Consider the following 14989-nt stretch of genomic DNA (forward strand, 5'->3'; position numbering starts at 1 on the left):
CATGAAAAATTCATTAGGTCGTCCTTTGGATCGTGTGGAAGGCAAGCTGAAGGTGACAGGCGGGGCGCGCTATACGGGCGATATTATGCTGCCGCGCATGACGTATGCTGTGCTGATCGAATCGAGCGTTGCGAGCGGAACCATTCAAAGTATGGATACGAGAGCAGCGATGCGCTCGCCTGGTGTTGTGACGATCATCACGAGCACCAATGCGCCTAAACTCAAGGCGCCGGAGAAGGAGCCTTCCGGGATTACCAGTGAAGGGCATTTGGCTCTTCAGAGCAACAAGATTCATTACAACGGCGAGCCCATTGGGTTGGTCGTGGCGGAGAGTTTGGAAGAGGCGCGTGCGGCCTTGGCCCTGATCAAGGTGTCTTATGGAAAGGCCGCCGCCTTTTTAAATCTTGAAGATAAAGATGCGCCTTCGATCATGCCGAAGGATCGCTTCGGTAAGCCCTTGCAGGGGAAGCGCGGCGAGCCGGATGCGGCCTTCTCCGAGGCGTCTGTGACTGTTGAAGCCCGTTATGAGACTCCGCTTGAGCATCATCACCCGATGGAACCTCATGCGACGGTTGCGGCCTGGAGTGACGGCGCGCTGACGGTTTATGAAACGACCCAGTATGTGAATGGAACCCAGAATGGTTTGGCTCAATGCTTTTCCTTAAAGCCGGAGCGGGTGAAGGTCATATCAAACTTTGTGGGTGGAGGTTTTGGTTCGAAAGGATCGACCTGGCAGCCGACGGTGATGGCGGCCATGGCGGCTCGTGTGGTGCAGCGGCCGGTGAAGCTTGTGCTCTCGCGCCAGAACATGTGCAACTGCGTGGGGCATCGGTCCCGCACGATTCAGGATGTGGCGCTTGCTGCGGATAAGAGTGGGAAAATCTCTGCGATTCGTCATGCTGTGCAGAGTCATACCTCGCTTCTGCAGGATTTCATTGAACCGAGTTCACTGCTGACACGAATGCTTTATGCGAATCCGGGCTTGGAGCTCAGTCATCGTCTGGCTCGTTTGAATCTTCCCACGAGCACGTTTATGCGGGCCCCGGGAGAGGCGTCGGGAAGCTTCGCATTGGAGTGCGCCCTGGATGAGCTGGCTTTGAAGCTTGAGATGGATCCTTTGGCTTTGCGGGTGATCAATCATGCGGATAAGGATATGGATAGCGGAAAGGTCTTTTCCGCGAAGCAGCTGAAGGAATGCTATGAAAAGGGAGCGGAGCTATTCGGTTGGAGTCAGAGGAAGGCTGCGCCGAAGTCCATGCAGAGAAACGGGCGCCTTGTAGGTTGGGGTGTGGCGACAGCGACCTATCCTGCGAATAAGCAGCCGGCTTCTGCGCGGATGCGGATTCATCGGGATGCCTCGATTGTTGCAGCCAGCGCCACTCATGAGATTGGTCAAGGGACGTATACGATCATGACCCAGATCGCAGCGGAGGCGATGGGTGTGGATCCTGGACGGGTGCGCTTTGAATTGGGATCCAGTCTTTTTCCCAAGGCTCCTGTTACTGGCGGATCCATGACTGCAGCCAGTGTGGGGCCGGCCGTGGTGATGGCCGCGAATGCTTTGAAAATGAAGCTTCTGGGGCTTGCTGCCAAGGATGCGGCTTCGCCGCTTTATCAACTGACGTTTGATCAGATCCAGGCTGTGGATGGGCATCTTGTGAGTGTGAAGAATGCGGGTGCGAAGCAGAGTTATCAGGATATTCTGCGCGCTGCGAATCTGGAGAGCCTGGAGGCGGAAGGATCCACGCAGGCGATGGTGATGGGCGATGCCAAGGAGCATTGCCGACCGGATCAGAGTCAGGATCCTTCGTGTTATTCCTATCATTCCTTCGGCGCGCAGTTTGCGGAGGTGGAGGTGGATCCCCTCAGCATGCAGGTGCGCGTGACCCGCTTTGTGGGGGCTTATGATGTGGGTCGGGTGTTGAATGAGAAGACGGCGCGCAGCCAGGGGCTGGGTGGGATTGTGATGGGGATTGGTATGGCTTTGATGGAGGAAACCGCTGTGGATCCGCGTAATGGGCGGATGATTACGCGGAATCTTGCGGATTACCATGTGCCTGTGAATGCTGATATTCAGAATATTGAGGTGATCTTCACCAATGTGCCGGATAAGAATTTTAATGAGTTGGGCAGTCGGGGTTTAGGTGAGATTCCGATCGTTGGGGCTGCGGCCGCTGTGGCGAATGCGGTTTATCATGCGACGGGGAAAAGGATTCGACAGCTGCCGATTACGCCGGATAAGCTTTTGGTTTGAACCTGGTGCCTCCGTTGGGAGGCGATATTTCCTAGGACTCAAATTGAGCGAAGATGGAGTTTAATTTCGGATCCTCTGCCATATGCTCGGCAACGGAGTTCAGGCGCGGGGTGTTGGTTTGAAACCACTCGCGGCCTGGTCTCCAGCGGAGCATGACGGCGATATAGGCGTCGATGAGGCTTTCCTTGTCGCCCAGGAAATATCTCTCTCCCTGCGCGGCTTTTTCCATCTGCAGCCACATCTTTTTTCGTGCTTCATCCGTGGATTTGCGCAGCTCTTTGCGGCTTTCTTCGGAGCTGACCCAGCGTTCGGGATGGTCTCCGTAAAAGAATGTGGGATATATGGTGGCGACGAGGTAGACGGACCAGCGGTAATAAAGGGAAAGTGCAGGGTCATCGGCCGCGGGGACGAGCTTTCCTTTGTGTTTTGAATTCAGCCACTGGCAGATCGCAAGGCTTTCCGTCATGAGCTCATTGCCGACTTGAAGAGTGGGGACCTGGAGGAGTGGGTTGGCCTGTTGATAGTTGCCTTCGCCGAATTTTCCCCATTGCAGCCATTCGAGAGTGTGGGGGACTCCAAGGCGCTGCAGGACGATTTCTACGATGGCGCTGCCACAGCCTCGGGCGGCGTAGAGTTTGTATGTCATGTGGGGGACTCCTCAGTGATTCACCAACGGTACAAATTCGTTTTTGCTTGAAGAGAAACACCGCGTGCTTTCTCGAAGATAGGGGGGTCGTTGTTCCACCGCCCTTCTTGCCGGTTTTGCATTTCTCAAAACGAACTTTTGCATAAAATTTAGCATATCCTAAAACCTTTAATTTCTGGATGAATACATTCGGAAAGTCTAAAATTCCAGTTGAATTGTGAAAATTTCCTTTCAATTAGATTTTAGACTTAGATTATTTCGTTCAATATTGCTTTGATTCTTGACAATGAATTTATGAAGCATCGAGTCAACAGTTCACAGAACATAGTTAATGAATCACAAGCAGCATGGTTCTGTCTGTGTAGAGGATGAATTAGATGATAACTTTGCTCTTTCGACAGCCTTTAAATGGGCTTTGGTCAGGAGGTTCCACGTATCCATAGAGCTGATATTGGTTAAATCAATTTCAGTTTGTCCTAGTTCATCGGCAGCGCTTTCTAAGACACCTTTAAAAAATCCGTACAATGTCCTGTTGGGCCACATATCTAGCACAATCATATCTAACGCAAGTGCATATTTTCTTTCATCATAATCCTTATCTCCGGCTCTAATTGAGTTATAAAGATCAACGCAATATTTCCATTGATTCCAGTGTTGGTTTGCATTGTACTGATAAATCACAAAGAATATTGGAACCAAATAGACAATAGAAGATGATTCGACTTTTCCAAGATTAAATAAAAATGTGCTGAAAAAAGCTAATAATGTAAGAAGTGTGAAGTTGTGAAGAGATCTCATCAATATTTTAAACTTGACTGACGTCAAGTTTCTGTATTGATCATCATCGAGAAATATCCAATCTTTTACCTCAATCAAGAATCCATAGAAATTTTTATGATTCATGGCTTCGTGGTCACGAAAAATCCAGACTTTTCCGGCCATATACTTACAGTTTTTGTTCAGAAGTTTAAGAATGTTCTCATAGCAAAAGAAAAGAAGGACAATGCATACAAGGCTCCCAAAAACTAGGCCTTGAAATCGGATTTCTCGTTGCTCATACCAGCCACGATCATAAACAGCTATGACAATGGCAAAGTAAGCGAGGGAAAAGGCTAACTTTTTATTCTGATTCCTCGCTATAGAGTATAAAAGAAATGAAGCAGCAACAATGAGACCGTAATCGGTCTTATAGTCTGTGAGTCCATCAAGCGACGAACATATCGAATTTAATAGCACAGGTAGACGTCCCACAGACTGTCCTCTTTAGTAGAAGTTTTTTGAATGCCTATGGTCATTATTATACTCAAGGAAGGTCAAAATTACTTATGTTTTTCAATGGGGTATCGACGGGATTACTTTTCATTCGAGACTACAAAATTTATTGTGATATCAATCAGCTTCTTCCAGAAGCAAAAAGTTCATTATCTAATCCTCGCCTGAGAATGAGCATCGACTTTGCCTAAGAGTGGGTGTCTTACTTGTCCTCAAATTTATTGCGAAGCTATTTTCCAGAATCAAAGTGAGGCAATACGTTCCTATCTTGCATCGTGTGACAGGATGTTATTACTTTGGTAGGATCTGACGAGTCTCAGAGAGGTCAGTTATTCCCCCATCCTTCTCCTTAACCACCAGTGATTCATCTGACAGATTGATTGTAGTCTCTGCGCTGATTGAGAGGCGTAGCCTCGCACGACGAAAATCATCAGAAGGAATCTCCATCTTTTGCAAACCAAGATCTGGTTGCATGGCTCGCATGACGAGAGACCTCATTGCTTCATTGAGAAGCGTTTTGCCCAATCCGCCTCCGCCTATCGATCCTCCGGCATAGGATATTACCGGAACTGCCATAAAGCATATCGAAAGCAAAATTTGTCTTTTCATTATTTTGCCCCGTCAAGCAGGTTTGCAACGATCGATAGCATAAGAACTTTTTCGCCACCTCTGGAATTTTTTTCCAGATTGGTTATATCGAGGATGTATTTTCTTGTGATTTCCTTGGCCCTCTCGTGATCAGCTTCAGAATAGTTCTGAGTAATATGATAGAGGAAACCACCTTCATCCATGTGCTCACGATGCCATCTCGCAGATTGAAGCGCAGCTTTTTCTTTGCTGTCCTCGACTGAATAGCAGACATATTCTTCGGATTGCTTGATTCGATTATTTATCTCCTTCAGAATCCCAGCATCTAACAAAGCCTGGAGTCTTCTTCCCCCGTGCTCTGACCCGTACAAGGTAAGAATTCGTTCCCGTGAAATTCCGTTTGATGATGAAGCGAGAGCAACAATTTCCTGATCCGGGTCCTGCCAGTCGAATGCTCCAAGATTGGCGGATTTTGAGTTTCTCTCGGAGCAGATTTCGACAATGCCAGCCCAGAATTTTTCTTCTTCCTTGTGCTTATTGATGAGATTGAGAATATCTTTGAACTCCATAAATACCTGGAGCAAAGCTGTAATATTTTCTACTGACGTCTTTTTAACCTCGCCCTGAGTAATGGACCTTACAGTGGAGAACGGCAGCTTGGAATCTCGTGCGAGTGAAGCGGTCGAGAGATTGGGATTTTCAGAGAGATGCTTTCTGATCAGTTCCCGCGCTTCGTCCAGGAGCGTCATATGCTGTACCCCAAATTAAATATCTATTAACAATCGTTGTTATCCTAATACCAATCATCAATTTCTTCAATAAAGCTCAAGATAAGCATTTGCGGAGTCATGTTGTGACAGTTTATTTCCAGCTGTGGACTTCAATTGAATTCACAAAGGAGAAGCTTCATGAAGAAGGTTTTGCGGTGCCTTTTTGTATCAGTAAATGACTTCATGCCAAATCGACAAAATAGACCCAACACATATCAGTGAACCCCTTTGCAGAGAAGGCCTATAGCCTTGCCTTTCACGAGAGGATTTTCTATGTCTATCAAATCTGTTATTGCAGTTCTGGCTCTGACGTCCGTATCGACACAAGCTTTTGCTGGCGATGAGGAATACATGGAAGTCGCGGCCCCAAACGAATGTTGTCAAACTCCGCTGCCAGGCAGCCTGGGAATGCTCACCGGCTGGGTTGGTGCAGCTGGTGCTGCTGCGTCGGGTGGTTCGGCAACGTTGAAAGGCGCAGCGCTCAAAGCCGCTGCAAAAAAAGCTGCAGAGCAAAAGTCCAAAGCTAATGAGAAAAAGGATGAGACCCAGCAGCAGGCAAACGAATTTCAAGAGGTTACGCAAGGAAATCCTGGTGTCCTGCAGACACTTATTCATGAGCTTGGTTTAACCTGGCGGCAGGCGATGGATACTGGTGTGCGCTATCAGGCCAAAGAGAAAGACTCAAACGGGAATGAAGTTACAATCGAGGAATGCAAGCCCGGTGGACCTTTGGCTTCTAATGGAATTAAGTGCACACAGCAAAAGATCGAGCTTTTCACAGATCCAACTGACGGAGTCGAACGTTGGGTGTTTACCCTCTCTGTTGTCGAGGCTCGTTATAATCCAATACATTATGAAGCTGAACCCAGCGGGTATTATGCAGAGGTTGTTGATAAACAGACTCTATCTTTAATCTTCGACACGATGGAAGATCTTACTTGGCAATTGCTTCAGGTAGCTGCCGCTCGCTGATTAATGAGGTTCAAGGACGGAGATGATTTAATGCCGCAGATTCTTGTTGTTCTCGGAATTATTATTTTCGATCTTGCTGTTATGTTGCTGCGGTTCAAGATGAACTGGCTGGGCATAGGCCCGACGTTTTTGAACCTGATGGTTTTGGTGATCCTGGCGTTGATTGTTTCAAAGACAGTCATTAAGAGGAAACTAGATTTACGAGCTAGTTTAAGCTTTAGGGGCATGGTTATCACAATCAGTCTGCTCCTCGGCTCCATGACGTCCAACGTACTTTTGCAGCTGACCCAGAGGCAATTGTTTGGTCACTTTTATACTGGTGATTCTTCAAAAGTCGCATATGAAGAACAGCATGGCAGGACCGATGAACTTCTGGGAACACGATTGACACCAGATCAGGCCAATTCCCTTTCGCAAACAAAGCGGGTGGCGCACGAGCTGATGGATGTGACGTCAGAGGAAATTATCTTTCGCTGGATTGTCCTGGGTGCTTTACTTTTGACATTTTCGAGGCCACAGGCGGTATTTATTTCCAGCATGTTCTTTGCGGCGATACACTTGGTTTTTCCAATTGCGCTTGGGAATTTGGAGTGGGGTCTGATGCGTTTGCTTCCGACATTCGCAATTGGCGTTTACTCGGGCATTGCATTCATCTGGTACGGATTGCCGGCTTCGGTGTTCGTACATTTTGTAGGAAACCTGGTCCGTGTATTTGCCTACGATGAATATGACTTTATTGTAGATTGGATCTTGTGGGGATCGGTGTTTGTCACGTTTGTCGTGCTGCCACCCACTCTGTGGTTGACTCGAAAAAACGCTGCAAAACCGAAATCTTGCCTGGAGCCAGGGTTATTCCTGTGTAGGTGAGTCTTGCAGACTTTGGTCATGGTTTTGGCCGCCGGAGGCGGCCTCTGTGTAAGTCCTGTCGCGCGTGAGCGCGACCAAGCTAACGTGCTTGCTTTAAGACTCGTTCATCAGAACGGTAGTTTGCAATAAAAAGTGGCATAGTATCTCAAGGTGGCAATATTAAAACGAAAATCTCGTTTATGGACGCATACTGTAGAAATTTGTAAAGAACAAACGTCTGGCAAAGCTATCCGTCTGCCCAGCAACCTTTTTGTCCTATATATGATTGTAAGGTTTGCTTGGCATTTTGAAGTTGTCGTCTACGCTATAGTCTAGACCATAGGCCTAGCTACTTATTCTCCTTTGATTTAAATAGTGCCTCTACGGCCCGCATTTTAGCAAGCCCTTCAGCCACAACTGTATCGGACCCGACACGAATGTATAGCTTGTCGTTTACTTCAGACGCCTCCTTTTGAGGTGGAATCCAAATACAAATGACCGAATGTCCTCTGTAATTGATACAGTCTACCGAAGATTGTACGGATGTTTTCAAATGCTCACTCAACTTGGAGTTGTAAATGTGAGAGACTATTTTTTTCTTATATGCGTCAAGGTCTATGCCCAGTATTTTAGCCTCACGATCAATCCCAACTACAAACCTTTGTCCAACGTTTAATGCGGAAACACTATCAATCTCTTTGATCCTTTCTTTATCTTTTTCATTGTCAGCGACACCCAAAAATATTGCTCCTTCAGAGTCTGGACCAATGTTTGCGATTGCACAAATGGTATTTACTATCCTGTCCAGGAGGCCGGTCTCGATAGTTCTTGCCTTGTCTAGAGTGACGATGCCTTGTTTGCATTCAAAAGCGGCAGTCTCTATCTTTGATCGCTTAAGAGCAGTTTCAAATCTCGTGGCCAATCTAATGCCCAGTTGTGCAGGCAATGATTTTGTTTCTTCGAAGTGATCTCTAATCAAACCTTTGACTGTGTTGATGTTTTTGCGCCTGCTTTCACTTTTTATTGATCCCCTGGCAATATCCAATCGAGCATGCAAGTTTCTCAATGCACCCCAAATCTTTCCGACATCAATAGGTGACTTCATTTCCAAAATGCAGAGTTCGAAAAATGCAAGAAAAATCGAATAAAAGTGGGTTTTTACAGGATTTCCGCTAGAGTCTTCTGGATTTACTATTCTTTTTAATGCATTCGGCGTCGAGTCATAGGATTCAAGGGTTTCGCGAATGATCGAATATGTAGATATGAATCCGTGCTTGAGCGCGTCAACGCCATACGAAATAAGCTGACCATTAATTTCGGAGTGTCCTTTTTCATGCGGGTCATAGATGCTATCCAGTGCTGTTCCACTAAATGCAAACGGCTTATTTTCCAGGATCGAAATTACGATATCAGCGATCATTTGTTCATCTTCGCTTTCTCGCAACTGGGTCTTTCTAAGAATGCCTTGCTTGCACCAGAAAGAATCTTCCGCCTTTATCGCATTTTCGGGCAGATCTCCATCTATATCAATACTAATTTCCGGCATCTCGGCCAGCGGGACGTCTTCTGGCGAAGGATCTCCTCGAACCTCTGACGCAATCTCTCGAACAACTTTCGCGAAAGGTGAAACAACTCCAGCTTGGCGCTTTTCTTGCCTGCTAAGTTGCCTGCCATAGGAGTTGATTCGAGAGAAAATCTCATTAATTTCCTCTTCGTTGACTCCCGGAAATTCGGTTATGGCTAGCGTATATTCAAGAAAATTTGCGCATGAATCGCGATCCAATAGTTTGTCTTTTTCTTTTACAGATTTAAATAGACCTTGATCCGACAGTTGCTTAGCTCTTGATAGCTCGCCGACATCGAAATACTTGCCATTCTTAAGACTAAAACGGTTCTCTATGAAAGAGAATAGGGCATTCAACCTTTGCATGCCGTCTAGAATCTCGAAGATCCTCTTTTCATCATTTGAGCGCGTCGCGAGTAGGATTAGAGGAATTGGATATCCATGAAGTATACTGTCCACAAGCTGTTGCTTTTCTTCTAAGGTCCAAACCAATTTTCTTTGGTATTTTCTATTGACTCGAAAGGAATCTTCTCGAAATTCACGATACGCTTCTTGAATACTCATCCCACGTGGCGAAACACTCATCCGAAATGATCCTCCGACCTCAATGTTTGCAATGCCTGAACAACTATGATGAATACGCATTGCTTTGTCAAAATCATATCTTCAATTTGCCCTTGAGAATGGACAGTTGCCTCAATTGGGGGTGGTCAGCTTCTTCCCGATGAAGGGATTTCCTTGTCAAATTCACCAATAATCTGTTCCACTTCATTGTCTGAAAGAAGTGTTGCGAGTTCATTAATTGGATTGTCTATATGGCTTAACTGGTATCCTCTTTGCCGGATATGAAACGCTATTTGTTGCCAACGTTTTTTCCACATCACTTCAAGCTTTTTATATTTTGCAATATCAACTTTAAGTTTCTCAATTTCAAGTTGCAATGTTTCGTTGCTTTTAAGTGCTTGTTGGGATGGACCTCGTAAGCCCTTCGATAATGTCTTCTTAGATAAGTCATATGCTGCCTTAATTTCAGGTTTTGCTTGCAAGGACTGCCTACTGAATCCGAATCGGTCTTCTAACATTTCCCATGTTAGCTTCGGTCCAAACTGCCCGACTGCCCATCGATCGAGGTCCGCGACTATAGCTGATACATCCTGTTTGGACATTTTTCTTGACCTCTTATTCACTCTTCAAATCCTCCAAAAGCTTATGGGGATCAAAATCTGGTACGTTATTTTCTTTGAGCTGTTGGGAAAGAACTTTAATTTTCTTCTCGTTGTGTGCCAGCCAATCACTACTTTTTTTCGACTTCTTTTGCTTTGACAAGGCTTCGGCTGTTTCCCTTGCAATGGCGGTCATAGCATACTGACGTTTCAATTCTTCTACCCGTCCTTGATCTTTCTTGGCCCAGACGTAATCGTTGCAGTCTGCCGAGCATTGAAGATGCCGTTCACAAGGGGTTTGTGCGAAATTGTGTACGCAGAGGCCTGCTCCGACATCGTGTACCCCATTCACCCGTGCTTTGAGATAGGCTTCCTGAAATCCAACTGGGACATGGTTTATCTGTTCGACAAGCTGCCCCCCGATCAAGCCCTTCTTGATGTCTTCCCGCAGCGTAAGCGCCCGCTTTTCACGGCTTGTATGCTGGTAGACCTTGGTATCCCGGGGGTTTTTCCGACCGAACCATTCTGTCTGAAGAAGCTCACTGAGGCCGCCTTCGTCCAGTAGCGTGTTTAATGTGTGCCGAAAGTCGTGGGAGTTAAAATCTGCGTCTATGGTAGAGGAGGCATACTCGCGCGTTAGATCGTCGAAGTATCGTAGGAATGTGGAAACCATTGAGTGTGTGCACTGTGTGGAAACCCAAGGCTTATCCGCGCCCGTCAATGTGAATCGACCATACTTGACGATGAGAAGATCCTTCAGAAAATATTCTTTTCCATGCTGGTCGACATGGATAGGAGCTAGGACATTTGGTGGTAAGTCCTTCATGCAGTAGGCGACGATGCCAGCTTTGGTTGTGCCGTACCTTTGCTTCCCTTGCTGATTAAAGATTTCAATGGCAAAGCCATTCGCTCTAAACCAACCATCTTTGGCAAGTCCCCTTGATGGTACCCCCAATGCTTCGAGCTCTTCCCCTAGCAAGACCTGGTTGTCAGGCACCTTGTTGAGGAACCTGAGATCTGGTCCCCTTGTCTCCAGTATGAAAGCTGCTGTTTGCCTCGCAGAAGCGCAAAGCTCGTTTAGCTCGACAAACACTCCTCTCACTATCTCGATCGTCTCAGAGGGCAAGTAGAGGCGCCTGCGTGGGGTAAATGTGTCGCCCTTGGAAACCTTCCGAGGGAAGTATTCGATATACGATCGACCGTCGTAATCTTGGCCTATCTCCTGAACTGGTAGCAGCGAGATTTCGCTGAATCGCCTGCCTAGACAAGCCAGCAGGCTCAGGATCAGGACATAGATACGGTATTTATGGTCGGAGGGTACATTTTGATATAGCTGACCGATCACGCGGAACACTGCCGGATCGATAAGCTTATCGCCTCTCGTCTGTAAGACTTCTGGATCATCAAGGCGCTTGTGATCAAGGCCTCCGGTATTTTCTGGGCGCTTCATCCCTGAATATTTGTAGTCCAGATGTACCTTGCACAGTTTGTTGGCATCACAATGCGCTGTCAGTTCTCCGATGGCCTTGTGCAAATTATAGGCAACGCCTTCGCTGTAGAGCGCGGAAATCTGCCGGGAAGCGTGATCAAGATGCTCGGGGACCAGTTGAGCCACGCCACGATTCTGCTTCAGCGCTTCAAAAGCAACGCACGCAACTGCCGTGATGAAATTCCTTTGGTTTGGGGCTGATTGATGCTTTCGGTGAAAGCGAAGGATGAGCAATGCTTTTGCCAAGTCAGCCCATTCACCCGGGATCGCCTGTCCTCCGAGCTTTGGAGGGAACTGAAAATTCAAGGAAAGGCTCTGAACGTTTTTTCCGGTCAACTTGGTCAAGCGCCCGTCGTTGATGTTCCAGGTTGGCTGTGCCCACACAATATTTTCAAACCCAGGTACCTTCAGCAGTTGAGCTTTGGCAATAAGTTCGTCGAGGTTTTTGGCTCTATCATGATCCAATTTGCCGACAAAGGGGATGACCCGAGCTTTTCTCTGAGAACGCCCATCAGCCATGGGTAACCTCGCGCTTGCATTGTTCAGCGACCTGAGCGACTGCGACGATCACCTGATCCAGCTGAATCCCGAGTCTCGCATTTTCGTACTTTTCCAACCTGTCTGCACGGCTTGCCAGAAGGCATTCCAAGACATTTTCGTGATCTGCGTGTCGATAAGGCTGAAATTTTGGGCAGAGGTAGCATGAGAACGGAGGATCGAGGTGGCAAATCGATCTTTCGCCGCAGATACCAATGTCTATATGCTCTTTAGGGTTCAACTCATTCACAAAGGAGAGGTGCTTATCATTCCTATCGCCGTTTGTCGCCTCTGTGTCCTTATCAATGATCTTGCCCTTGAACAATTGGAGGTACTTGGCAAAACCCTTGGCTGTGGCTTTGTCCAGATGCTCGACGATCGTTCCAGCAAGTTCGAAATATACCTGAACGTGCTGAGTATCTGTATGATCGAGAATCCTTGCCAGTTCTTTTCTGCTAATACCCTCAGAAGCCAAGCTAGTGGCCAGAGCGTATCGCAGGCGCCGGGTGTTGATATGCAGAAGTTGGCCGGTTATTGGAGAGACAATCTCGTGGCGAATGACAAAGTCCTTAATTAGCTGACTTATTTCGCTATTTGTCATGTTGAAAGAGTCACTTGCATGGCCGGCGGCTCGATTTCGAGCCGGCCTGATAAAGATAGGTCGTTCTATCTCCATCGGGCCGTGAGGCCCTTCCAGAAAGCATTTGATCGACCTATTTGCGGCGATCACATTTTCAACGTGCTTAGCAAACTGAGGGTCCAAATATTCATCCAGAAGGTCATCGCGTGGATGCAGTTGGCGCTTTTTGATACGGGGCATCCTGATTATATGGCAGGGGCTTTCGGATTCTGGAGCGATAGTCAAAAGATCAGATTCGCGTAAGTAGGTTAGGTTTGCAGGATTCCGACCCAGAGCAATTGCCAGTGCCAATGCCGCCTTTTGCTGGAGATGTTCGAGTTCTTGGCTTTTGTCGTCTCTCAGAGCGCTTATTAAGAGCGGAACTTCCAAGGATCTGTGGAGGGGACCTCGGTCTGGATCTTCCATCCTGACAGCCTCGCCCTTCGGATTCCCAGGAATGACCATGCCGTCAAGTTCCATCGCAAATGCTGGGCAAAAGCCTAGCTCGGCGTAATTTTCCGCGCACCAGATGTACCATTGGATGGGCCGATAAAGAGCCCAAAGTCGGTGTTTGGCCCTGGCTTGGAAGATGGATTTTTCGACTAAGGCAATCAAGGGCTCTTTAAGTTGGTCGCCGTTCAGGCTTTGATTAAGACCGAATTCGTGCTGTATCGCGAAGAATTCCAGTCGAAGGGATTTCATTTCCTGAACTGCGGCGTGGGTTGACGTCGTCTCGGCCCGGTATATGACCCTACGCTTTGCAGCCCATTTCAGCAGTGGGTTCTCAATGCAGCTGAAATCAATTACGCCGCTCTCATAGGGTAGCGGAAGCCGCCACCGGTCGCCGCTGATTTCTACTGTAACCCCTTCTCGTGTCATGACTTGCTCCGGGATATCAAGCCATCCATGCTGTTCAACAAGCTGTGCAAATGAGGCTGCAGCCATATTGCGATCCTATGAGAGTAATTTTTGCTGGAATTTTTTTAGAGCGAGATTGGCCTGCTCTTCGACTTCCTGCGCGATATATACCGTTTGAGATTCCAAACTGCTGTCGCCTCTCAAAAGCGCAAGGGCTTGACGGCGCCGCTCTTCATCCACTCCAGCTTCTCGCAAGGCGCGTTCAATTCTGCTAGAGAAAGTATGACGCAAGGCTTTTGCGCTAAGATGCTCGGGCAGGTCATTGGAAAACTGATTACGAAGAATTTGATAAAGCTGGGTTAGGGACGACTGGGATAGAGGGGTTCCTTCATCGCTTAGAATGAGGTAGTCCGACTCATTTTCGGATTTGGATTCAAGTATATCCCGCCATTTCATGATGTAACGGTCCAGCTTTGAAGCAAAAGAAGGGTCATCAATAGGCAGAATGCGGCCATTACGTTTAATTTGAGGTCGAGGCCGACGGGTATCTTTTAGGTCTGGAGGCCTGCGCCTGACCCGTATGCAAGAGATTGCCCCTATCTCGATATCTTCAACGCGTAAGGTTAAAAGTTCGCCTGGGCGCAGGCCATAGTAGAGCATGATCATGGTCGAGATGTAGTTTCTGAATCTGACGGCAGGGTCTCGACCAATCGGATCAGGGCGATCAGGATCAAGGCAGTCGATGAGAAATTTGGCTTCTTTGTCCGTCAGGCCTTTGCGTACCCCTTTGTTTTGAGGAGGAGCGCTCATGAACGCGGAATCAAGCCATTTCAAAATTCTGACTGATTGTTCCCGTATACGCTCGTAACGCAGATCACTCAAGGGCAAGGCGCCCAAGTACATATCGTAGCGCCAAGCCACATACTGCCTAACTGTCGTAAGGCGCTGGTTAAACGTATGAGGGGACACTGCAGATCGATGAATTGAGGAAGTGCCACCTTGTTCAAGACGAAGGGCTTCAACGATTCCACCCCTTACCTCTGCTTCACTAAAACCTCTCCCAGTTTGAATCCGGTCCCGGAGATCGATGTTCTGTTGTTCCAACCATCGATAGAAGACAGCAAGCTCTCGCAAGTTCCTGGTCAGCGTATTGGAACTAAGAGCCCGTCTCCCCAGTATAAACTCGTTGGGAGAAGGTATTGGCAACCCATCCCTGTCGAGGAGGATCGGAATCTGTTCGCCGGAGGGATGAGTGATGACATCAACTTGCAACTGCTACCTCTTCAGATTTACAGAAGGGGTAACCTGTGAACTTCTATCTTGTCAAAAAACATTATTATGCAAACTATTTCGATGGAGCCAATTTGACTTTACACACGAAATAAAACACCCCGCTTTTCTTTACAGAAAG

At 47.4% G+C, this 14989-nt stretch carries 11 protein-coding genes; 3 read left to right on the forward strand and 8 right to left on the reverse strand.

Annotated features, from left to right (window positions below; genetic code table 11):
- Position 1 precedes the first annotated feature (1 nt).
- Positions 2–2254 carry a xanthine dehydrogenase family protein molybdopterin-binding subunit gene (locus VFO10_RS29250; RefSeq protein ID WP_325145571.1) on the forward strand — a complete coding sequence of 751 codons (2253 nt, stop codon included), beginning with the start codon at positions 2–4 and terminating at the stop codon, positions 2252–2254.
- 31 nt (positions 2255–2285) lie between these two features.
- Here the strand turns inward: VFO10_RS29250 and VFO10_RS29255 are convergent, their stop codons facing one another.
- From VFO10_RS29255 to VFO10_RS29265, 3 genes are all read right to left on the reverse strand, one after another.
- On the reverse strand, positions 2286–2900 hold the full coding sequence (locus VFO10_RS29255) for a glutathione S-transferase (RefSeq protein WP_325145572.1): 615 nt from the start codon (positions 2898–2900) through the stop codon (positions 2286–2288).
- A 336-nt stretch (positions 2901–3236) separates the two neighbouring features.
- Entirely contained in the window at positions 3237–4151 is a 915-nt protein-coding gene (locus VFO10_RS29260) for a hypothetical protein (protein ID WP_325145573.1), read from the reverse strand.
- 629 nt (positions 4152–4780) lie between these two features.
- Positions 4781–5509 carry a hypothetical protein gene (locus VFO10_RS29265; protein ID WP_325145574.1) on the reverse strand — a complete coding sequence of 243 codons (729 nt, stop codon included), beginning with the start codon at positions 5507–5509 and terminating at the stop codon, positions 4781–4783.
- 294 nt (positions 5510–5803) lie between these two features.
- Here VFO10_RS29265 and VFO10_RS29270 point away from each other — a divergent pair, with 294 nt between their 5' ends.
- Together VFO10_RS29270 and VFO10_RS29275 are read left to right on the forward strand one after the other, a co-directional pair.
- Complete coding sequence (locus VFO10_RS29270) at positions 5804–6502, forward strand: hypothetical protein (protein WP_325145575.1); 699 nt, start codon at positions 5804–5806, stop codon at positions 6500–6502.
- A gap of 30 nt (positions 6503–6532) precedes the next feature.
- A complete protein-coding gene (locus tag VFO10_RS29275; RefSeq protein ID WP_325145576.1) occupies positions 6533–7369 on the forward strand; it encodes a CPBP family intramembrane glutamic endopeptidase in 837 nt (278 codons plus the stop codon).
- A 328-nt stretch (positions 7370–7697) separates the two neighbouring features.
- On the opposite strand, the gene VFO10_RS29280 is transcribed toward VFO10_RS29275, so the two are convergent.
- The 5 genes from VFO10_RS29280 to VFO10_RS29300 all read right to left on the reverse strand — a co-directional run bounded on the left by VFO10_RS29280 (position 7698) and on the right by VFO10_RS29300 (position 14850).
- Positions 7698–9497, reverse strand: a complete 1800-nt coding sequence (locus tag VFO10_RS29280) for a DUF262 domain-containing protein (RefSeq protein WP_325145577.1) — start codon at positions 9495–9497, stop codon at positions 7698–7700.
- Between the two features lie 125 nt (positions 9498–9622).
- Positions 9623–10078 (reverse strand): hypothetical protein, encoded by a 456-nt coding sequence (locus VFO10_RS29285; RefSeq protein ID WP_325145578.1) that lies wholly within the window; start codon positions 10076–10078, stop codon positions 9623–9625.
- Between the two features lie 13 nt (positions 10079–10091).
- Positions 10092–12083: a hypothetical protein gene (locus tag VFO10_RS29290; protein ID WP_325145579.1), complete on the reverse strand. Its 1992-nt coding sequence runs from the start codon at positions 12081–12083 to the stop codon at positions 10092–10094.
- The gene (locus tag VFO10_RS29295) at positions 12076–13665 is read right to left on the reverse strand and encodes a hypothetical protein (protein ID WP_325145580.1); all 1590 of its coding nucleotides are present in this window, start codon (positions 13663–13665) and stop codon (positions 12076–12078) included. Before VFO10_RS29295 ends, VFO10_RS29290 begins: the two co-directional genes overlap by 8 nt.
- Before the next feature lie 9 nt (positions 13666–13674).
- On the reverse strand, positions 13675–14850 hold the full coding sequence (locus VFO10_RS29300; protein WP_325145581.1) for a site-specific integrase: 1176 nt from the start codon (positions 14848–14850) through the stop codon (positions 13675–13677).
- Between the last annotated feature and the right edge of the window lie 139 nt (positions 14851–14989).

The sequence above is a fragment of the Oligoflexus sp. genome (genome assembly GCF_035712445.1).
Classification (GTDB): Bacteria; Bdellovibrionota_B; Oligoflexia; order Oligoflexales; family Oligoflexaceae; genus Oligoflexus.